This window comes from Mycobacterium sp. NGS62, from assembly GCF_059812285.1.
Genome location: NZ_JCALCK010000001.1, coordinates 223,670 through 243,614 on the forward strand (window position 1 = coordinate 223,670; position 19,945 = coordinate 243,614).

General features: G+C 64.7%; 23 protein-coding genes. 16 read left to right on the forward strand and 7 right to left on the reverse strand.

Features of this window, described 5'->3' with window-relative positions; translation table 11 throughout:
- Window positions 1–25 precede the first annotated feature (25 nt).
- On the forward strand, window positions 26–715 hold the full coding sequence (locus AC5Y49_RS01095) for an Rv0518 family GDSL lipase (protein WP_499883997.1): 690 nt from the start codon (window positions 26–28) through the stop codon (window positions 713–715).
- A 7-nt stretch (window positions 716–722) separates the two neighbouring features.
- Here the strand turns inward: AC5Y49_RS01095 and AC5Y49_RS01100 are convergent, their stop codons facing one another.
- Window positions 723–1,670, reverse strand: coding sequence for a GlxA family transcriptional regulator (locus AC5Y49_RS01100; protein ID WP_499884606.1), 948 nt, complete (start codon window positions 1,668–1,670; stop codon window positions 723–725).
- 121 nt (window positions 1,671–1,791) lie between these two features.
- On the opposite strand from AC5Y49_RS01100, the gene AC5Y49_RS01105 reads away from it, so the two are divergent.
- Both AC5Y49_RS01105 and AC5Y49_RS01110 read left to right on the forward strand, forming a co-directional pair.
- Entirely contained in the window at window positions 1,792–2,445 is a 654-nt protein-coding gene (locus tag AC5Y49_RS01105; RefSeq protein WP_499884607.1) for an HD domain-containing protein, read from the forward strand.
- 21 nt (window positions 2,446–2,466) lie between these two features.
- Window positions 2,467–2,967 (forward strand): Dps family protein, encoded by a 501-nt coding sequence (locus AC5Y49_RS01110; RefSeq protein ID WP_499883998.1) that lies wholly within the window; start codon window positions 2,467–2,469, stop codon window positions 2,965–2,967.
- 9 nt (window positions 2,968–2,976) lie between these two features.
- On the opposite strand, the gene pdxR is transcribed toward AC5Y49_RS01110, so the two are convergent.
- Window positions 2,977–4,380, reverse strand: a complete 1,404-nt coding sequence (gene pdxR / locus AC5Y49_RS01115) for a MocR-like pyridoxine biosynthesis transcription factor PdxR (RefSeq protein WP_499883999.1) — start codon at window positions 4,378–4,380, stop codon at window positions 2,977–2,979.
- Window positions 4,381–4,427: 47 nt separating this feature from the next.
- On the opposite strand from pdxR, the gene AC5Y49_RS01120 reads away from it, so the two are divergent.
- From AC5Y49_RS01120 to AC5Y49_RS01140, 5 genes are all read left to right on the forward strand, one after another.
- Window positions 4,428–5,315: a class I SAM-dependent methyltransferase gene (locus AC5Y49_RS01120; protein WP_499884000.1), complete on the forward strand. Its 888-nt coding sequence runs from the start codon at window positions 4,428–4,430 to the stop codon at window positions 5,313–5,315.
- 32 nt (window positions 5,316–5,347) lie between these two features.
- Window positions 5,348–5,815 carry a nuclear transport factor 2 family protein gene (locus AC5Y49_RS01125; protein WP_499884001.1) on the forward strand — a complete coding sequence of 156 codons (468 nt, stop codon included), beginning with the start codon at window positions 5,348–5,350 and terminating at the stop codon, window positions 5,813–5,815.
- Complete coding sequence (locus tag AC5Y49_RS01130; protein ID WP_499884002.1) at window positions 5,812–6,273, forward strand: nuclear transport factor 2 family protein; 462 nt, start codon at window positions 5,812–5,814, stop codon at window positions 6,271–6,273. Before AC5Y49_RS01125 ends, AC5Y49_RS01130 begins: the two co-directional genes overlap by 4 nt.
- 325 nt (window positions 6,274–6,598) lie before the next feature.
- Window positions 6,599–6,880 carry a hypothetical protein gene (locus tag AC5Y49_RS01135; protein WP_499884003.1) on the forward strand — a complete coding sequence of 94 codons (282 nt, stop codon included), beginning with the start codon at window positions 6,599–6,601 and terminating at the stop codon, window positions 6,878–6,880.
- 75 nt (window positions 6,881–6,955) lie between these two features.
- On the forward strand, window positions 6,956–8,119 hold the full coding sequence (locus AC5Y49_RS01140) for an LLM class flavin-dependent oxidoreductase (protein WP_499884004.1): 1,164 nt from the start codon (window positions 6,956–6,958) through the stop codon (window positions 8,117–8,119).
- 16 nt (window positions 8,120–8,135) lie between these two features.
- On the opposite strand, the gene aceA is transcribed toward AC5Y49_RS01140, so the two are convergent.
- Complete coding sequence (gene aceA / locus AC5Y49_RS01145; RefSeq protein ID WP_499884005.1) at window positions 8,136–10,436, reverse strand: isocitrate lyase ICL2; 2,301 nt, start codon at window positions 10,434–10,436, stop codon at window positions 8,136–8,138.
- Between the two features lie 349 nt (window positions 10,437–10,785).
- On the opposite strand from aceA, the gene AC5Y49_RS01150 reads away from it, so the two are divergent.
- Window positions 10,786–11,814 (forward strand): NADP-dependent oxidoreductase, encoded by a 1,029-nt coding sequence (locus AC5Y49_RS01150; RefSeq protein ID WP_499884006.1) that lies wholly within the window; start codon window positions 10,786–10,788, stop codon window positions 11,812–11,814.
- Here AC5Y49_RS01150 and AC5Y49_RS01155 read toward each other — a convergent pair.
- Together AC5Y49_RS01155 and AC5Y49_RS01160 are read right to left on the reverse strand one after the other, a co-directional pair.
- Window positions 11,811–12,476 carry a hypothetical protein gene (locus AC5Y49_RS01155; protein ID WP_499884007.1) on the reverse strand — a complete coding sequence of 222 codons (666 nt, stop codon included), beginning with the start codon at window positions 12,474–12,476 and terminating at the stop codon, window positions 11,811–11,813. The genes AC5Y49_RS01150 and AC5Y49_RS01155 overlap by 4 nt on opposite strands.
- 44 nt (window positions 12,477–12,520) lie before the next feature.
- On the reverse strand, window positions 12,521–12,889 hold the full coding sequence (locus AC5Y49_RS01160) for a hypothetical protein (RefSeq protein ID WP_499884008.1): 369 nt from the start codon (window positions 12,887–12,889) through the stop codon (window positions 12,521–12,523).
- Window positions 12,890–13,136: 247 nt separating this feature from the next.
- On the opposite strand from AC5Y49_RS01160, the gene AC5Y49_RS01165 reads away from it, so the two are divergent.
- The 6 genes from AC5Y49_RS01165 to AC5Y49_RS01190 all read left to right on the forward strand — a co-directional run bounded on the left by AC5Y49_RS01165 (window position 13,137) and on the right by AC5Y49_RS01190 (window position 17,861).
- Entirely contained in the window at window positions 13,137–13,919 is a 783-nt protein-coding gene (locus AC5Y49_RS01165) for a hypothetical protein (RefSeq protein WP_499884009.1), read from the forward strand.
- Between the two features lie 206 nt (window positions 13,920–14,125).
- Window positions 14,126–14,407: a hypothetical protein gene (locus AC5Y49_RS01170; protein WP_499884010.1), complete on the forward strand. Its 282-nt coding sequence runs from the start codon at window positions 14,126–14,128 to the stop codon at window positions 14,405–14,407.
- A 61-nt stretch (window positions 14,408–14,468) separates the two neighbouring features.
- Window positions 14,469–16,298 (forward strand): fatty acyl-AMP ligase, encoded by a 1,830-nt coding sequence (locus AC5Y49_RS01175; protein WP_499884011.1) that lies wholly within the window; start codon window positions 14,469–14,471, stop codon window positions 16,296–16,298.
- Window positions 16,299–16,323: 25 nt separating this feature from the next.
- Window positions 16,324–16,710, forward strand: a complete 387-nt coding sequence (locus AC5Y49_RS01180) for an NYN domain-containing protein (protein WP_499884012.1) — start codon at window positions 16,324–16,326, stop codon at window positions 16,708–16,710.
- On the forward strand, window positions 16,710–17,372 hold the full coding sequence (gene tenA, locus AC5Y49_RS01185) for a thiaminase II (protein ID WP_499884608.1): 663 nt from the start codon (window positions 16,710–16,712) through the stop codon (window positions 17,370–17,372). Before AC5Y49_RS01180 ends, tenA begins: the two co-directional genes overlap by 1 nt.
- Window positions 17,373–17,567: 195 nt before the next feature.
- Window positions 17,568–17,861 carry an ANTAR domain-containing protein gene (locus AC5Y49_RS01190; protein WP_499884013.1) on the forward strand — a complete coding sequence of 98 codons (294 nt, stop codon included), beginning with the start codon at window positions 17,568–17,570 and terminating at the stop codon, window positions 17,859–17,861.
- Window positions 17,862–17,873: 12 nt separating this feature from the next.
- On the opposite strand, the gene AC5Y49_RS01195 is transcribed toward AC5Y49_RS01190, so the two are convergent.
- The gene (locus AC5Y49_RS01195; RefSeq protein ID WP_499884014.1) at window positions 17,874–18,707 is read right to left on the reverse strand and encodes an alpha/beta fold hydrolase; all 834 of its coding nucleotides are present in this window, start codon (window positions 18,705–18,707) and stop codon (window positions 17,874–17,876) included.
- Window positions 18,708–18,859: 152 nt separating this feature from the next.
- On the opposite strand from AC5Y49_RS01195, the gene AC5Y49_RS01200 reads away from it, so the two are divergent.
- Entirely contained in the window at window positions 18,860–19,288 is a 429-nt protein-coding gene (locus AC5Y49_RS01200; RefSeq protein ID WP_499884015.1) for a pyridoxamine 5'-phosphate oxidase family protein, read from the forward strand.
- A gap of 12 nt (window positions 19,289–19,300) precedes the next feature.
- On the opposite strand, the gene AC5Y49_RS01205 is transcribed toward AC5Y49_RS01200, so the two are convergent.
- Window positions 19,301–19,921: a MerR family transcriptional regulator gene (locus AC5Y49_RS01205; RefSeq protein WP_499884016.1), complete on the reverse strand. Its 621-nt coding sequence runs from the start codon at window positions 19,919–19,921 to the stop codon at window positions 19,301–19,303.
- Window positions 19,922–19,945: the final 24 nt, after the last annotated feature.

Genomic DNA, 19,945 nt, shown 5'->3' on the forward strand with positions numbered 1-19,945 from the left:
GCGTTTGTGAACAGTGGAGGTAGCAGTGGGTCGTCTGACCTCGTTGGTCGTCGCACTCGCATTCGCGTTCGGCATTCTCACTGCACAGGGCGCGCCGCCGCGCTACCAGACACGCAGTATCGGTTCGCCGGTGAACCACGTCGCGGTGATCGGCGATTCCTACACCAACGGAACCGACGAGGGCGGCCTTGGCTCCAAGGCATGGACCGCTCGCACCTGGCTGACACTTGGTCGCCAGGGTATGCAGGTCGCTCCCGACGTGGCATCCGAAGGCCGAGCGGGCTATGGCGTGCCCGGCGACCATGGCAGCCTTTTTCGGGATCTCACTGCCCGGGCCGTCCACCCCAACGATGTGCTGGTGGTGTTCTTCGGGTCCCGCAATGACCAGGGGGTCAACCCCGAGTTGTTGGCCCAATTGACCCGTGACGCTTTCGATATGGCCCGCCACATCGCACCGTCCGCAAAACTTTTGGTGATCGGGCCACCGTGGCCGACGACCGACCCGCCCGACGGGGTTCTGGAAGTGCGCGACGTGGTCGCCGGCCAGGCGCGAGCCGTCGGGGCGACATTCGTGGACCCGATCAACGATCACTGGTTCGTTGACAGACCCGATCTGATCGGCGCCGACGGTGTACACCCCACCGACGCCGGGCACGCCTACATGGCGGACAAGATTGCACCGTTGATCCGCGCCCAACTGCCCAAGCGGAATTGACCTGCGGTCAGCCGCGGGATGCGGTACGAAATCTGTCCCGGTAGGCCTTCGGTGACACGCCGAGGTGGGTGACGAATGCGCGCCTGAGCGTTTCGGTGCTGCCAAAGCCGGCCAAGTGCGCGGCGTCGGTGATACTGCGGCCGGCATCGAGTGCGCCGCGGGCAGCGTCAATGCGAACCATTTCGACGTAGCGGGCCGGCGTCGTGCCGAGTTGGGACTGAAACAGTCTGGTCAGCTGCCGGGTGCTTAAGGATGCCCGTGCCGCAAGGGCTTTCATGCTGTGGTCGGCGGCCGGGTCGGCTGCGATCGCATCGGTGACCGGGCGTAGCGCCGACTGCGGCGGTGGGTCCGCCTCGACCAACACCGAGAATTGTGATTGGCCGCCCGCCCGTTTGAGGTAGACCACCAACCACCGAGCCACGTCGCGGACCAGCTCGGTGCCGTAATCCAATTCGACTAACGCCAGCGCAAGGTCGATGCCCGAGGAGATCCCGGCCGACGTGAAGACGTCACCGTCGCGGACGAAAATCGCGTCTGGCTCAACGGTGACATCAGGAAAGGCCCGGGCGAGCAGCCGGGTGTCTCGCCAGTGCGTGGTGGCGCGCCGGCCGCTGAGCAGACCGGCCTGGGCCAAGATGAAAGACCCGGTGCAAATGGACGCCAGCCGCCGCGTCCGGCTCGCCATTGATCTGACGGCGTCGACGAGCGTGGGATCGACGGCCCGCCTAGCCAGGTCGTCGCTGCCGGCGATCATGACGGTGTCGGCCGCATCGATGGAGGAAACGCGGTCCGTGACGCCCAGCCGGGTCCCGATGGAGGTCGTCACGTCGCGCCCGTCCACCGATGCGATCTTGAGCCGGTAGTCGGCTCCGAACCGGTTGGCTTCGGCAAAGACTTCGGCCGCGCCCGCGACATCCAACAGCGTCACCTCGTCAAAGACGACGATCACCACCACCCGCGAATTGGCTTCGTTCACAGACCTCATTGTGTCGCTTTTTGTGGGAAGCACGGCTCAATGGCCACGGTCGGAACGGCCGCCGAGCAGGCAAACTGGCTGCACCCAACCAAGGAGGTTCATCGTGGACACTCAGTCGATTGAAAGAATTGCCGGCATCGCGATCCCCGATACCGCACTGGTACGCGACGCCACCGACTTCATTCGCGATGCCGAAGACGACTTGCTGTTCGACCATTCCCGGCGAGTGTTCCTCTTCGGGGCGCTACAGGGTCGCCGTCGGGGGATACAGCCCGATCTGGAATTGCTTTACGTCGCCGCGATGTTCCATGACCTCGGCCTCACTGCGCGCTACCGTTCTTCCACTCTGCGCTTCGAGGTAGACGGCGCGAATGCAGCACGCGACTTTTTACTGCGGCATGGCGTCGATGAAAGCGATGCTCGCACAGTATGGCTGGGCATCGCATTACACACCACGCCCGGTGTGACTGAATTCCTGGAACCCGAGATCGCGTTGGTCACCGCGGGAGTCGAAACCGACGTGGTCGGCATCGGTCGGGATGATCTTTCACCTGAGGCGCTGGCGGCCGTCACCGCCGCACACCCGCGGCCCGATTTCAAGCGCCGCATCCTGGCCGCTTTCACCGACGGCATGAAGGACCGCCCTCGCACCACCTTCGGCACCATGAACGCCGACGTCCTCGAACACTACGACGAGTCGTTCGTCCGCGACGATCTGGTCGAGATGATCCTCAACAACACCTGGCCCGAATAACTCAACGAAAGGGAATCCGCGATGACAACTTCGCTGTCGGTCAACCGTCGAAATATCCACGAGGTGCGGGCATTCCAAGCTCCGGCCAGCTTGCTGGAAGATTTGCAGAAGGTACTCGTCGACTTGATCGAGTTGCAGCTACAAGGGAAGCAGGCGCACTGGAACGTCGTCGGGACGAACTTCCGAGACCTGCATCTGCAACTTGACACCATCGTGGACACCGCCCGCGAAGCCAGCGACACGATTGCTGAGCGCATGCGGGCGCTTGACGCCGTCCCAGACGGCCGCTCCGACACGGTCGTGGCGACAACGTCCATTCCCGCCGCAGCGCCCGGCCTACTGGGCAGCGCGGAAGCGGTCGAGATGATCACCAACCGGATCTATGCCGCCGTCGATACCATGCGCAGCGTGCATGACGGCGTCGACGCCGCGGATCCCTCGACCGCCGACTTGCTGCACGCGGTCATCGATGCGCTGGAAAAGCACGCGTGGATGCTCAAGTCGGAAATCAACACCCCCTGAGCGACGGCGCTAGAAGTGACGCAGCAGCTGGCCGAGGCGGTCGAGCGCCGTCGGATACTCCGGCTCTGGCGGTGTTCCGTAGCCGAGCACGAGACCTTCTGCGCGACATGGATGTTGGGGATGCCAAAACGGCGCCAACCCGGTAAGGGCAACGCGTTGTTTGCGGGCGGCGGCTAGGACATCGACCTCCGAAACCCGTTCAGGCAACGTCACGACGGCATGAAGACCCGCAGCAACGCCATGCACTGGTATCGCAGGCGCATAGCGTTCGACGGTGGCGATCAACGCGTCTCGGCGGTGCCGATAGCGCCGCCGCATCCGGCGGATGTGCCGGTCGAGAGCCCCCGACTCGATCAATTCTGCGAACGCTAATTGAGCCAGGATGTCGGTGCCGCGATCGGCGCGGCGCTTGGCTTCGATGACCGCGTCGAGCAGGTCGTCTGGAACCGCAAGCCAGCCCAGCCGGACCCCGGGCGCCAGGCTCTTGCTGGCGCTGCCGGCGTAGACGACCTGCTTGGGGGCGAGTCCTTGCAGCGCGCCGACGGGGTGGCGGTCATAGCGGAACTCCCCGTCGTAATCGTCTTCGACCACATAGGCGCCCCGCTGGGCGGCGATCCGCACGAACTCGGCACGCCGGTGCGCGGCCAGGGTCACTCCCAACGGGGCCTGGTGAGCGGGGGTAAGCACCACCGCCGCAACGGCTTTCGCAGTGAACCCGTCCGGCTGCGCACCGCTGTGGTCGACATCGAGCGCGACGACCTCGAGCCCGCTTGCGAGAACTGTCGCCTGGTGGTCGGGGAGGCACGGATTTTCCAACGCGACGGACTGTGCTCCCGCGGCAGCCAGCGCGTCGCACACGAGCCGCAGACCCTGCGTGAATCCACTGCAGATCACAATGTGCTCGGCAGTCGTCAGTACTCCGCGCACGCGGCCCAGGTAGTCGGCCAGCACTGTGCGCAAACGCAGCGATCCGCGCGGATCCAGCGGGCCCAGCTCCGAATGCGGGGTTACCTGGAAGGCTCGCCGCAGCGCACGCAGCCAGTCTGTGCGCGGAAACATACTCAGGTCGGGGCGCCCCAGCCGGAAATCTGCGTCGATCTGCGTCGGGGCCCATTCCGAGCCCAGTCGCGGCTGGACGCCCTGGGCCTGAGCCACTTCGGTAACAGCGCCCGGGCGGCTGCGCAGGTACCCCTCGGCCGCCAGCTGTGCATAGGCCTCGACGACCGTGCCGCGGGCGAAACCGAGTTGAGCAGCAAGCGCGCGCGACGACGGCAACCGCTGGGCCGGCGCCAAACGCCCGTCCCGGATGGCTTGCCGCAATGCCTGCTCCAATGCCACACGTCGACCCCGGACCGGCGGAAGGTCCAGGTGCAAGTCGACTCCACCCGCTTCACTGGTCCAAGAATCTGGCATGAAACTGGACCTTACATCCGAACCGGTTGCGTCTTAGCGTCACATGAGTGACCAGCCGGCGCCTTGATCACACAGCGAGCTTGACCGCGCAACTCAACGCGGCCCAGCGGGCCGCGGAATCGATGCAACGACCGAACCGCCGACTTCTCGACGACCCGCATTCGCGGTATTTCGTCCGCCAGCCGTTGCTGCGGGCGATACTGGCGCACCGGTTATCCGCTGGCACTGCTGTCCGAGTCTTCGACCGCTTCTGGGGCGGACTGCACGCCCACATTGTGTTGCGGGTGCGCTACACCGACGACGCCTGCGATGCCGCCATTTGCGATGGCATCGACCAGATCGTGCTGCTCGGTGCGGGATTCGATACCACCAGCCTACGTAGGGCCACGAACACGGCGGCGATTTTCGAGGTCGACGCGCCGGCGACGCAGCGCGACAAGCGCCCGGTCACCGAGCGACTACTGCCGTCCCCTCGCTGTAGTCAAACCATCTGGGTGCCATGCGATTTCGAAGAGGGCCGCCTCCAAAAGGAGCTGATCAGCAGCGGTTTCGACTCCACCCGGCCAAGCGTTGTCGTCTGGCTCGGTGTCACCCCTTACCTAACCCGCAAGGCGATCGACAACGTGCTGACCGACCTGGCGGCACTAAGCGCTCCCGGCAGCAGACTGATCGTCGACTACATCGATGCCGACGTCGTCAACGCAAAGACCCCGTGGAAAAGCGCACGTCGGGTGGCCCGAGCAGTCGCGCGTCGCGGCGAACCGTACCGAAGCGGCTTCACCGAAGCCGGTCTGGAGGCGCTGCTAACCGCCCATGGCTTCGCTCGTCGCGGACACGACACCGTCTCCACGCTTTTGCAGCGCTATGACCCGGCGCATCTGAGCAGCCTGGCCGGTGATGACTGGCTCGCGATTACGACCGCCGAAAAAACTTGAGTGGCAGATTGATTCACGGAAAAAGGGGACACATGACAAGCAAACTCACGACTTCTGCTGCAGATACTGCAGCAGCCTTCGTGCAGCAATTTCGGGAGGTGTGGGCAGCACCCAGCGTCGAACGACTGGATGCCTTGACGCACCCGGACGTCTGCTACATCCAACCCCTGCATCCCGACGTGCACGGTCGTGAGCGTGCCAGCACCTACTGGCGCCGCATCTTCGCCCTGGTGCCCGACTTACACATCGATGTCGTGAATTGGGCCGCGTCATCGGGTGAAGTCGTCTACATCGAGTTCCGAATCAACGGAACGCTCGGCGGCAAGCCGGTTTCCTGGCCGGCAATCGACCGATACGACCTCGATCCCACCGGACGAGTGCAACGGCGAATCCTGTATTGCGATGCGCTCCCGATGGCGCGGGCGGTGTTGCGGCCCCGAGGATTAGCCGCCCTGCTATGGGCCGCCGTTCGTTCGGCACGACGTGGTGTCGGGCGATGACGCGACCAACGGATGCGCGTGCATTTGTCGAATCCGTGGAGCGTGCCACCAACGAGCACGTTAGCGAAGCGGTCTACGAGATTTTCGCTCCCAATGCACGCTCGGTGATGATCAGCGACGGTGCACGCGAGGAATCTGTTGGAGTCGAGGCAATCCACGACTCATGGGCGAGGACATGCGCGGCGTTTCGAGCCCGCCGGTTCACAGTCGAGAAGCGCCTGGTCGCCGCAACCGACGACACCATCGTCAACGAGTGGCGCGGTGGACCAGCAGGGCGTCGCGACGGTTGCGGCATCGAGATCTGGCGTTTCGACTGTGACGGCAGAGTTATCGACCAGCGCCTCTACGGCTACCTCAAAGTAAGGTCCGCAGTACATCCGTTACAGGCCTTGCAACTGTTGTTGGGTTCGCCTGGCATGGCGCTGGCGATTGGCTGGGCGAGACTACGCCGGCACTGATTGTTCAGCGGCGCGAATTGCCTTGAGCGCTATGGGCTGCCCGGATGCGGTTGCCGGCCGCTGACGACACAGGTTTTGCGGTAACACATCCTGGGTACAAACACGCGAGTTTTTGAAGTGGCAGTGCGCAGCTGAGATGAAAGTGAGGGTCTGATGAAATCCCAACCTAGAATCGCGATCGCACTCGTCGGCGGTGCGGCCATGCTTTCGTTCGCGGTCGGATGTGGCGGGGGCGAAAAAGGCGGTCCGACGACGACCACCACAACCACCACGACGACTACGACGAGCGTGGCGCCCGCACCGCCCCCTGGCGAACCGGGCGGCGGTGGCGGCCCCGGCGGCGGCGGCGGTGTCCCCGGCGGACCAGGCGGGGGTGGCGGCCCTGGTGGCGGCGGGGGCGGTGTCCCCGGCGGGCCAAGCGGCGGTGGCGGACCGGGTGGCGGCGGTGGCCAAATTCCCGGCGGACCTAGCGGCGGCGGCGGACCGGGCGGCGGTGGTGGCCAAATTCCCGGCGTCGGCGGCGGTGGCGGCGGCCCCGGCGGCGGCGGTGGGTGCGTTGGCAACGTTTGCGGCGGGTGGCCGTGATCGCACGCCGCAAGTGAATTGAGCTACCGGCGAAACGTCCCCTTGCATTGGACGCTCGGTCTAAGGTTCGGGCAACTCCACTGCAAGGGGACTCGTCATGGCCAAGCTGAGATTCGGATACTTCATCGCACCGTTTCACCGCGCCGGCACCAACCCGACCCTGGCATTGCAGCGCGACCTGGAGTTCGTCGATCATCTCGACGCCCTTGGGTTTGACGAAGTATGGCTCGGCGAGCACCACTCGGCGGGCAGCGAGATCATCAGTTCGCCGGAAATCTTCATCGCCGCCGCCGCGCAACGGGCGAAACGGATCCGGTTCGGCACAGGCGTCATCTCGCTGGCGTATCACAACCCACTATGGGTCGCCGACCGGCTGATGCTGCTCGATCACCTCACGCACGGCCGGGTGATCGGCGGAATGGGGCCGGGCTCGCTGCCCACCGATTCGGCGATGATCGGACTCAATCCGACCGACACCCGCGAGCTGCTGGAGACCAACCTCGACATCGTCGTACGCCTGCTGGCGGGGGAGACAGTGACGGCAAAAACCGCGACCCACGAGTTGTTCGATGCCCGGTTGCAGCTGGCGCCGTACTCCGATCGCGGGATCCCACTGGCCGTGGCTGCGGTCGCCTCACCCACCGGCGCGCGGCTGGCCGGCAAGCACGGCATCGGCCTGCTGTCGATCGGTGCGACGCTGACAATCGAAGGCTTCGACGCGCTCGCCTATCACTGGGGCATCGTCGAAGAGCGTGCCGCGGCCTTCGGCACCCGCGTCGACCGCACCAACTGGAGTCTCGTTGGGCCGATGCATATCGCCGAGACCGACGAGCAGGCCCGCGCCGACGTGAAATTCGGTATCGAGCCGTGGTTCCACTATTTCCAGAAGGTGGCGGCCTTCCCGCAGATGACCATGCCGGGGGATCGGCTCGACGAGATGATCGACATGATCAACGACAACGGAGCCGGCGTGATCGGCACGCCCGAGCGGGCGCGCGCGCAGGTGCAGCGGTTGTGGGATCAGTCCGGCGGCTTCGGCTGCATGCTGCAGATGGGCCACGAGTGGGCGAACCCGGCGGCGACCAAGCGGTCCGCCGAACTGTTCGCTGCCGAGGTGATGCCCCACTTCCAAGGCCAGGCGCAACCAACACTTGCCGCCGCTGCGCGCGCCACCGAAGTACGAGATGACCTCGCGCAGACCCAACTTCAGGCCATCGACCACATGACCAAGAAATATCAGGGCGAAATCGGTTCCGGCTAACCGACTTTGATCGCCGCTAGTCGTCCTTGCTGATCAGTCGCCGCAGCGCCTCGTGGTCGGGCGCGAGGAGCTCCTCGATGCGCGGACGGTTCACCTCGGCGACAATGATCTCACCGACTTCTTGATGGACGTCGCTGAAGATGCCGTGCGACTTCATCTTCTCGGTCTGATACAGGTTGTCCTCAGTGGGGCTGACGTAGTGCACCCAGTCGGCTTTGAAGCGGTGCACCAGCCAGAGGTGAATCAGGGTCATCAGGCGCTTCTGACGCAACTTCTCTTCGAAGGTGTTCTGGTCGCGGACCGTGAGGATGGTGGTTTCGTGACGGTCTTGGAACTGGCCGAAGATCACGTTGGCGAGCTTGTCCTCGGCGTCGCCGCCATCGCGATAGATGATGAGCTCGAGCAATTCCGAGCCGGCGCGTTGCGGCCGTAGCTGCACGCGCAGCTTCTCGCCGAGCTGGTAATGCTCGCTCCACATCGACAGCCACTCCTCGAGCAGCTTGCGCGGCACCTCTGTCTGCACGAGGTGCTGGTGCTGGGTGGAGCCCTTGCCCATCGCCTTGGTGGTGGCCGTGCGCCCGGAAGAGGCAAGCAGCGCGGCATCGCTGCGCGGGCCGCCGACCAGGGTTTGCGGCGTGCGGTAAGGCGACTCGACCAGACGCAGCTGGCGCTGCAGACGAGCCAGCGCCAACATGCCGTCCTGTTGCAACGCGGTGGCGAACTCTTCGGCGGCCAGGCCGTCGATCTGGTGGCCGCCGTAGGTGATGAAGTTGAAGACGAAGCCCATTTTGCCGAGTTCCGCGGGGAAGGCCTGCATCTCCTCGTCGGTCATGCCGGTGGTGTCCCAGTTGAACGAGGGGGAGAGGTTGTAGGCCAACATCTGGTCGGGGAATTCGGCGTGAATGGCCTCGGCGAACTGGCGGGCATCGGCGAGATCGGCGGTCTTGGTCTCCATCCAGAGCAGATCGGCGAACGGTGCCGCCGCCAGTGACTTGGCGATCGCGTAGGGGATGCCGCCGCGAACCTGGTAATACCCTTCGGGCGTCTTGGCCAGCTCGCAATCCCATTTGGCATCAGCGCCCAGCTCTTTGGCCTTGGCCCGGGCGGTATACAGCGACGCCCGCTCGGCGAACTGGCGCCACTCCGTGGCGCTCATGTCGCGCGGTTCGTCCTCGCTCTCGCCGAATTCGAGCACCTCCGCGACGGCTTCGCCGTAGGTCATCAGCCCGGCGGCGTCTTCCCAGGCATCGACGAACCGCGCCTCGACTTTGTCGTAGAGCGCGTCGATCAATTGGTCCCCGTCGTCCCGCCAGGACGCGGCTGCCTCGCCGATCAAATCGAAGATGCCATAGCGCTCCAGCCAGGTGTCCGCGACGGCGTACTCGCCGTCGGGAAGCGAGTAGAGCAGGTGACCGTTGATCGCCGTGACGCCCAACTCGTAGAACCGCCGCATCATCGCCAGGAAGCAAGATTTATACGACGGAATCTTCAAGTTGGTGGCGCCGAGCAGGAACGGCTGGTCGCGCTCGTCGGCGCGGCTGTCGATGAGGTTGCCGGCTTCGGCATCCGTGCGAGCGACGATGATCCCGGGCACACCCATCACGTCAAGCTGGAACCGGGCACTGTTGAGCCGCTTGATCTGTTCATCCGACGGAACCAAAACCTTACCGCCCTGATGGCCGCACTTCTTGGTGCCGGGACGCTGATCTTCAATGTGGTATCCGGGCACACCGGCCTCGACGAAGCGGCGAATCAGGTTGCGCACGTGCGGATCCCCACCATGGCCGGTATCGGCGTCGGCAATGATGAACGGCCGGAAGTCGACAGCCCGAGAGGCCGCACGCTCCGCCTCGCTCATGCGTTGACGCAGGTACTCCTGATTGCGGTCGGCAGTGAGCAGGGCACGCACCAAGCCGGCAGCCTCCTCTGGCACCTGGCTCAGTGGGTAGCTGGCCAGGTCAGGCCCGGGATCCTCAGTCGTCGAGCCCTTCGCCGAGGTCGCCCACCCACCGAGGTAGATCCCTTCGATGCCCATCCGTTTCATGGTCACCGCTTGCCCCGGGGAGTAGGGACCGAAGGTGGTGATGCTCTTGCGCTCGGCGAACAGCTCGCGCAGGCGCTGGTAAAACGCCGTCGCGGCCTCTCGTGCCACGATGTAGTCGGCGGGGATCGTGCCGCGCTGCTCTACGATCTGACGAGCCGTGTAGAGCCGAATGATCCCCTCAAAGCGCGGACTGTCGAAGTATCGCTGCGTAGCAGCGATATCCTGCTCGAACGGTGTGCGGGTCTCGGTGTCCGTCTCGATTGTGGTGGCCATGGTTTGACGCTCCTGTCCAGCGCGATTCCCCCCGACGATTGAAGTCTATCCCGGTCGGATTGTGGTGCGATTGTTTCGGTGATAGACGCCTGTGCGCAGTGGTCACGGCGGAAGCGGCGGGATCGACCACACTCGTGCTCGATGCGTAAGTCCTTGGCAGACAGGCGGTTAGCATCGAGGAAACGAGCGGTTCGTTGGTTCCATGTCGTTCATTTCTGCTCACTGTCCCGTCCCATCGATCCGACGAGATCGCAGTACCCCGCTGTCACTGCAGCAAAACGACGAAATTCTGGCTTGCTGATCGCGGTTCGGGTGCCGAGGCGACCGCCGCCTTGGGTAGGTTCACACCGTGCCCGACCTCACCAACCGCCAGATCCTGCTGCGTCGTCGCCCGAGCGGGCTGGTGCAGCCCGGTGACACCGAATTGGTCACCACGCCGGCGCCCGAGCCCGCCGAGGGTGAAGCGCTGGTCCGCAATACCTACATTGGAATCGACGCGGCCGTACGGACCTGGCTGAACGACCAGCCGGGCTACCTGCCGCCGGTGCAGGTGGGTGAGGTCATCCGGGCAGCCGGGATCGGCGAGGTGGTGGCAACACGCTGCGACGCGTACGCGGTCGGCGATGTGGTCACTACGCTGTCGGGCTTCCAGGAATATGTCATCGTCCGAGACGATGTGTTCACCACACCGGTTCCCGGGCCGGCGGTCGACCAGTTGGCGGTGATGTCGGTCTATGGCCCGACAGGGGCCACCGCTTACTTCGGGATGACCGACATCGGCCAGCCCCAGCCGGGTGAGACGGTGGTGGTCTCGGCGGCGGCAGGTGCCACCGGCTCGGTGGCCGGCCAGATCGCCAAAATCGCGGGTGCCCGCGTGGTCGGTATCGCGGGCGGTCCGGTGAAGTGCCGTGCGGTGGTCGAGGATTTCGGGTTCGACGCGTGCATCGACTACAAGGACGGCGAGTTACCGGCCGCCCTCAAACAGCACTGTCCGCACGGGGTGAACGTCTATTTCGACAACGTCGGTGGCTGGATCCTCGACGCAGTGCTGGGCCGGCTGGCACCCAAGGCGCGGGTGGTGCTGTGCGGCGTCATCTCCAGCTACCTGACGGGCGAGCATCCCGGGCCGGCCAACTACGTGAACCTGCTGGCCAAAACCGCCCGCATGCAAGGGTTCAACGCCCTCGACATGTGGGGCCGCTTCGACGACGCCTTCGCTGACCTTCGCCGCTGGGAGCAGGAGGGCCGCCTCGCGCACCGCGAGACGGTGTGCCAAGGCGTCGAGTCGTGCGTCGACGCGCTCAACGGGCTGTTCACCGGCGCCAACATCGGCAAGATGCTGGTCAAGATCAGCGAACCCGAGCGGGTTGAAACCTAGCCGTCGATCTCGCCGGAGATTCTGCGCTCGATCGCTTTCTGCGCCACGGCCGGTAACACGATCAGGCCGTCGAGCTCTTTGCGGGCAACATCATAGGCCTGTTGCCGCTCCTGCGCAGTGGCGGCGGAGTCCGACGCCACCCGAAACAGGCTCTGCGCGCGGGCGATCCGCTGCTGTGCAGCTTGGGAGAAGTCGTTGCGTCGCCGGCGGACGGCCTCGGACTCGGCAACGTCGAACGCGGTTACGTACTCTTGGACGGCGGCGAGGTACTGCGTTGCAGCTTCTCGATCTTCGAGGAGATCCTCGGCCTTTGCCGGCCGCAGGAAGTCTGCTTTCAACTTGGCCTTGTGGAAGCCCGCCGTAAGCGGATTGCGCATGTCGGTCATGAGCGGGAAGTCCAGCAGCTTGCTCAAGTCGAGTTCGTAGTCCAGCCAGCGCTCATCGGTTCGGCTGTGCTCATCGATGACGCGTTTGATCGACGCCCACTGGGCGGCTTTGCTGCCGGCCCTGTTACCCGCAGGCTCGACGGCGGCGCCGGTCTCAGGCGATCTGGTTCGGGCGCGCCGCTGGTTGGCTGAGAACGCTTTGACTGCAGCGATGACCACACCGGCCAACGGCAATATCACGATGAGAAGCTCCGCCAGCCGGAACAGCAAGCCCATATGGCGATGATGCCATCATGGCCCGTGCTAGTACCGGGTCACATTCAAAGCCATACGTACAGGCGGGGATTGGCGGAGTCACGGCGCTGCGCGTCTCGTACGAACGACACCGGCGAGTCGAGTCCGGCCAGTTTGACGCTGATCGCGTCTGAAGTTGCCGATATGGCCATTATCGTCCCGATGTCGTACCGGTGCTCATCGTCCCACCTGATCGCGGTGTGACAGCCGAGGTGATGCGCGGATAAGTCCTCTGGCGCGACCTCGACAGGACGCGACGACGGCGATGGCTGCTCAACGTCCAGTTGCTCGGCCGACAGTGACTGCTCCGAAGCCTCGGACTCAGCAGCCTCCGACCAGGCGCGGTCATCGCCGAAATACTCCACATCGTCGCCGCTCCGCTCAATCCGATTCAACGCGGACTTCGTTCGCTGTGGGCCGCCGGCATCGTCGATCCAGAGTTTCCAACCGGGCGGGGGAGACGGCCAGGATGGGTCCGGCGACCAGTCAGGTGCCGGTACCCAACCCTCAGGCGGCTTGGGCCAGTTCGGCGGAGGGTTGTAGCGCATGGACAGTCACCGCCCCACAGTTGATTCGTCTCCGACCAACCATATCCGGCGCACCCGATGAGGGCGCTCACGCCTGGCCATACACTGACCCCTCGTGGGCATTCTGTATGGCTTTGCGCCGTGGATCGTCTATTGGGTGCTTGTCGGCAACGTCCCTTTCGGTACGGCCGCACTGGTTGCGTTGGCCATTGCGCTTGTCGCTGTCCTGGCCGGATGGGGACGACGCATGCCGGTGCGCACGTTCGAAATCGGCACTGTCACCATATTTCTGGTGTTAGCGGTTGTGACGTTCACATCCAGTCAGCCGTTCCTGGAGCGGTGGATTCAGCCGCTGAGCAGCGCCGGGATCTTCCTGGTGGCCCTTGCCGGGGCGCTGGTCGGCAAGCCCTTCGCGCGCGAGTTGGCCGCAATTGACCAGCCTGCCGACGCAGTCAAAAGCGAACCCTTCGTTCGGGTAACGACGCTGCTGACTTGGATTTGGATCGCGATTTTCGGCGCCATGACGGTGTCGTCATTGATCCCGCCCGTCGTGCACGGCGACGCCACGATTCTCGACGCGACGACGCCTGGAGTGTTCACCTGCTACTGGGTGGTCCCGTTCTCGCTGTTGGCGCTGGGAGCGCTGACGTCGAGAATCTTGACCGACCGACTCGGCGCCGAAGTCGACAACGCGCCCCGTAAAACGACCTTCGTCGCCTACGACGAAGCCACCATCGATGAGCTGTATTACCTGGCTCAACAGCACGCCAACCGCGAAGTCGGTTCCGGTAAGGAGGCCTACGACGTCAAGGTCGGCGGACTGGGAACCCCGCTGGTGGGAGATGACTCTCGAAAGTCGTGGCCTGCCACATACAAGGTTCGCGAGGGGCGGCATTAGACAGAAGGACGCCAAAGTGGCGGATGTGTCGACCGATCCGACAGTTTTCCCGACTTGTCCTCCGTGAACGAGCCCGTTGCGGACCAACCCGGTTAAAGTCATCCCTCATGACGGTCCCGTCGAACCTCTGGGGTGACGAATGGGATAGTCCGCCGCAACGCCACGTCGCACGACACCGAATGCTCAGCCGCAGACAAGCACGGCGAATGAGCCGGAGCTTCGCCGGTGTGGGAGTTGGAATCCCAGCGACGCGCCTGCTGGAAATCGCGGCCGGTGCGCCATTGGTTTCTGATGAGTACGTCGATGTGAACTTCGCGCTGGCCGCAACAGAGATAGAGCGCCAGCAGCGCCACGCCAAGGTCACGCGGGGCCGGCGCAGCGCTATTCAGTGGCTCATCGTCGCCGGCCTGGTGCTCGCCTCGATGAACCTGCTCATGTGCATGGCTTATGTCTTCATCAGTCTGGTCCTCCACGAGTCGGCGCTGTGAAGCGCCACATGGTCCTCGCAGCTAGCAGGGGCTGACGGCTCGGGCTCCTAGACTGCGGGTCATGGGGCTGCTACAGATCGAGGACTGCCTGGATGCCCAAGGCGGCATTGTGTTGCCGCCAGGCGTCACGCTGATCTCTCTGATCGACCGCAACATCGCCCACGTCGGCGATTCGGTGGCATATCGCTACTTGGACTACACCGGCGCTGTCGACGGGCATGCCGTCGAACTGACCTGGTCCCAATTCGGCGTCCGACTGCAAGCCATCAGTGCACACCTGCAACAAGTGGCGGCGTGCGGTGACCGGGTAGCGGTCCTGGCACCGCAGGGCATCGATTATGTCGCCGGGTTCTTCGCAGCGGTCAAGGCGGGCACCATTGCGGTGCCGTTATTCGCGCCGGAATTACCCGGCCACGCCGAACGGCTCGAGACAGCGCTGCGTGACTCAGAACCGGCGGTGGTCCTCACGACAGCGGCGGCGATCGAAGCCGTCCAGACGTTTCTGCAGAAGCTCTCGCATCTTCGAAGGCCCGAAGTCATCGTCATCGACGAGGTTCCCGACTCCGCGGGGCATGCGTTCGTGGATGTCGAGTTGGGCCTCGACGATATCTCCCACTTGCAGTACACATCGGGCTCGACGCGGCCCCCGGTGGGCGTGGAAATCACCCACCGCGCGGTTGGCACCAACCTGCTGCAGATGATCCTGTCGATCGACCTGCTTGACCGAAACACCCATGGCGTCAGTTGGTTACCGCTCTACCACGACATGGGTCTGTCGATGATCGGCTTCCCGGCGGTATATGGCGGACATTCCACCTTGATGTCACCAGCTGCCTTTGTCCGACGCCCGCAGCGGTGGATTCACGCGTTGGCCGCTGAATCGCGCCGGGGGCGTGTGGTCACCGCCGCACCGAACTTCGCCTACGAGTGGACGGCGCAGCGCGGTCTGCCCGCACCGGGGGAGAATGTCGACCTGAGCAATGTCGTGATGATCATCGGATCCGAGCCGGTCAGCATCGATGCAATAACCACATTCCGCGACGCGTTCGCTCCCTACGGGTTGCCACCCACGGCGATCAAACCCTCCTACGGCATGGCCGAGGCGACCTTGTTCGTCTCGACTATCGACCCCACTGCCGAGGCGACCGTTGCCTACTTCGACCGCGAGCAACTGGCCGCCGGGCACGCCACGCGTGTGCCGGCGGACGCCCAGAACGCCGTGCCACAGGTCTCGTGCGGTCGGGTCGCTCGCAGCCAGTGGGCTGTGATCGTCGACCGTGACACCGACGAGGAATTGCCTGACGGTCAGGTTGGCGAAATCTGGCTGCAAGGCAACAACATTGGTCGTGGTTACTGGGGGCGTCCGAACGACACCCGGCAAGCGTTCGGCGCCAAGCTGCAGTTGCGGCTCAGGGAAGGCAGCCACGCCGACGGCTCACCGATCGAAGGCACCTGGCTGCGGACCGGGGACCTGGGGATGTATCTCGACGGGCAGCTCTACGTCACCGGCCGAATTGTGGACCAGGTGACCGTTGACGGCCGTAACCACTATCCGCAGGACATCGAAGCCACTACCGCGGAGGCTGCACCGATGGTGCGACGTGGCTATGTCGCGGCGTTTTCCGCGCCGGCCAATGAATTGCCGGGAGCCGATACCGGCGACACCGGCCCGCGCCTGGTCATCATCGCCGAACGCGCGGTGGGAACCAGCCGCGCTGATCCGCGGCCGGCGATCGACGCGATCAGGGCGGCGGTATCGGACCGCCATGGGCTAGCCGCCGCCGATGTGCGGTTACTTCCGGCAGGTACCATCCCGCGCACGACCAGCGGCAAGCTGGCTCGACGAGCGTGCCGCGCTGAATATCTCAGCGGCGCATTGGGTGTGCGTTAAGGCCTTTGCCCGTACCGTCGGACAGGTGCGGTGGATCGTCGACGCCATGAACGTGATCGGGAGTCGCCCGGACGGGTGGTGGAAGGACCGCCGTCGAGCGATGGCCCGGCTCGTCGAGCAGGTCGAGCGATGGGCCTCGGCGGAAGACCACCAGGTGACGGTGGTCTTCGAGCGCCCGACCACACCGCCGATTCGCTCATCGGTGATCGAGGTAGCCCACGCACCCAAAGCGGCCGCGAACTCCGGTGACGACGAGATCGTCCGGCTGGTCCGAGCCGACGGTCAACCCCAGGAAATCACCGTCGTGACATCGGACATCGCGTTGGCCGATCGAGTCCGAAACTCAGGCGCATCCGTCTACCCGGCGGCGAATTTCCGGAGACTCATTGACCCGCCCGAAGCGGGGCCGTGATGCGGAATGGTTGGACGGAAAGGTTGTGGGCCGAGGCGGCCGGTACCTATGCGGCGATCCTGGAGCACCCGTTCCTAACGGGGCTTACCGACGGCCGCCTGCACCCGGACATCTTCGCCCACTACGTCGCCCAGGATGCGTACTACCTGCACGACTTCGCCCGCGCGCTGACCATCGTGGGCAGCAAGGCGCCCACCCACGATCGTGTCGGCATGTTTGCGCGACACGCCGCAGGCATCGTCGACGTCGAGCTCGCCCTGCACGAATCGCTGTTGCCCGAGCTGGGCCTCCAAAGCCTCGACGCCATGCCGGTCGCACCGACGACGCGCGCCTACACCAGCTATTTACTGGCCACCGCGTACGGCGGCACCTTCGCCGATGGGTTCGCCGCAGTGCTGCCGTGTTACTGGATCTATGCCGAGGTGGGGGCCGAGTTGGTCAAGCGCGGCTCGCCCGATCCGCGCTACCAGCGCTGGATCGACACCTATGCCGACGACGAGTATCGGACCACCGTCGCCGAGGTGCTGGCGCTGGCCGACGACGTCGGTCAGACCCTGTGCGCTACCGAAGAAGCCCGCGCCCGAGCACATTTCGCCACCACCGCCCGCTATGAGTGGATGTTCTGGGACGCCGCCTGGCGGCGCGAGGTGTGGCCTATCTGATGCTGCCGGTACGTCTCAAGAGGATCACAGGTCCATACCGATGCGTACGGCGATCTGGCGCAACGGCATCGATGCCCAAATCATGGCACAGGGTGCAATAGCGGCATGCGCGCGAGGTATACGCGTGCACGGGGATTCTTCTTCCGCAATGCGGGTGGCAGACATCAGAACGGATCAACAGGAGGTAAGCACGGCATGATGACGAACTGGGCTCACCCCCAAATGTCTTCTGATCTGCAGAGCGGTCGTATCCTCGACACGGCGCAGGGGATTCTGATCGGCCTTCGCCGGTGCACTTCGGAGACGGCACTGCACGAACTGCTCGGCGCGGCACAACGTCACCAGATGCCGGTGTTCGCGATGGCATGGGCGCTCGTCCATCTCGCGGGCGGCGGCGGAAAATCGTCTCACAGCTTCATCGATGCCCAGTCAGCGGCTCGTGATGAATGGGGCCGACTCTTTGCCGGGTCTGCTGTGGCGTTTTGTTGAGCAGTCGGATTTCTAGGCAGCGCTCGCGGCAATCGCCTCGATGACTGCGGACGGATCATCGAGGGCAACAAAGGTTTTCGCATCGGAAACCTCGATCAGCTTGCCATTGCTGAATAGCCCGGCCAGGCGTCGACCCAGGTCCGGGGTGAAGCAGCGGTCCCGCTGGCCCCACACCAGCGTCACCGGCTCGGTAAACCGGGGGAGGCGGGTCGCCACGTCGGTGAGATCGGCGGTGGCCACCTGACGCAGCAGCGCCGCAAGGTCGTGGCAGATGCGTGAGTCCCGCAGGCAGGGTTGCAGCCATGCGGAGGTGAGGTGTGGATCGGGCCGGTTGGCCAGCAGGCCGAAGCCGAGTGGCGATTGGCGCAGCGCCTGCAACCGCATCAGTCCGAAGAGCGACTTGATCGACATCGGTCCGCGAAGTAAGCCGAATGCGATATCGAAGGGGTAGGGCGGGCACTTGTCGAAGGCGTCGCAGTTGGTGAGCACTAGGCGGCCGATTCGGTCCGGATAGTCGTCGACCACCAGCTGACACAACCCTCCTCCGGTGTCGCTGCCGACCAGCGTCACATCGGACAAGTCAAGCGCGACGATCACGTCGTTGATCATCTCCGCGACGCCGGATAGCGAGAGTGCGGCGGCATCGTTAACCGGGATGGTGTGTGAGCCCAGCGGCCACGTGGGCACAATGCAGCGAAAACCGCGCAGCGCCAATCCGTCGACGACGTCGCGCCATAGTCGCCCGTCGACCAAGATGCCGTGAACGAACAGCACGGTGTGCGCCGAATCCCGCGGCCCGAATTCCTGATATTCGATCGTGGCCTGCTTGAGTGCGAGCTTTGCCATGTCGGTCGTTCCTCCTCGAATAGTCGGTATCAGGCTCTAGCCGAAATCGAAGTTCAATGGTGCTGCCAGATCCATGTGGCGAGCTGCCAGATACTGCCAACGCCAGGTCAACGGCGGGGAATAGAACGTCGGGCTGTGCGTTCTCAGTCGGCGTGAAACGCTTCAGCGAAACCGAACGCCAGGAGTTCCTCGCAGCCAAGCACGTCGCCGTGCTGTCGGTCGCAGCCGCCGACGGCCGGCCGCCGGCCAGTGTCCCGATCTGGTATGACTACACGCCCGGAGGAGACATCCGGATAAGCACCTCGCCAGCTACTCGCAAGGCTCGGCTCATCGAGCGCGCGGGCACGGTAACTCTGGTCGTCCAACGCGAAGAGCCGCCCTATCAGTACGTGGTCGTCGAGGGCACCGTCGTCGACAGCGCCACGCCTAGCCCAATCGAGGCGCGGGAAACCATCGCCATCCGTTACCTCGGCGAGGAGGGTGGGCGCGCATTCGTTCGTAGCATCGAGTCGGCGGACAATGTGTTATTCACCATCCGACCGGACCGGTGGCTCAGCGCTGATTTCACCGGCGATCTCTAGCCACTGATCACGTCACTGGCGGCCGGCGCGGCGGGCCGACTCGGCCTCCTGAGCCATCCGGCGCATCGTGGCCAATAGCGGCTCGTAGAGCAAGGTTCCGATCACCAGGTGCTCGATCGCGGTTGCGCGCTCGGCCTCGGCGGTGACCGCTTCCACCTCGCTCGGCGCGAGTGCGCCGAGTGCCTCTGCGTACCGGTCGAGCCGCGCATCGCTGGCCGGGAAGGCAAGGTTGTCGAGCCGGTCGAGCGCGCCGGCGAGCACGGTGCGGTGCGGGCTGTCGACCGCCAAGTCCCAGCCGTGCCGGGCAAGCAGGGCATCAACACGCTCCGTCGACCCGGCGCTTGGCGCCTCGGCGGGAATGGGAGACAGCAGCCACTGCGCGGTTCCGAGCGCGCGGTGTAACGGCACCGACTCGTCGTCGACCACCTCGACGACCCGCTGCACCGCCTCGAGCGGCAGCCCGGCCACCTCAACCAAAGCGCGGATGAGAGCGAGCCGACGCAGGTGCGAATCGTTGTACGTCGCCCAGGTGCTGCTCTGATGCTCACCGCGTTGAAGCAGCCCGAGCCGCAGGTAGTACTTGATGGTCGAAGCGGCGACCCCGCTCCGTGAGGACAGCTCAGCCAGTCGCATGAGTCCATCTTGACATATCAGGTA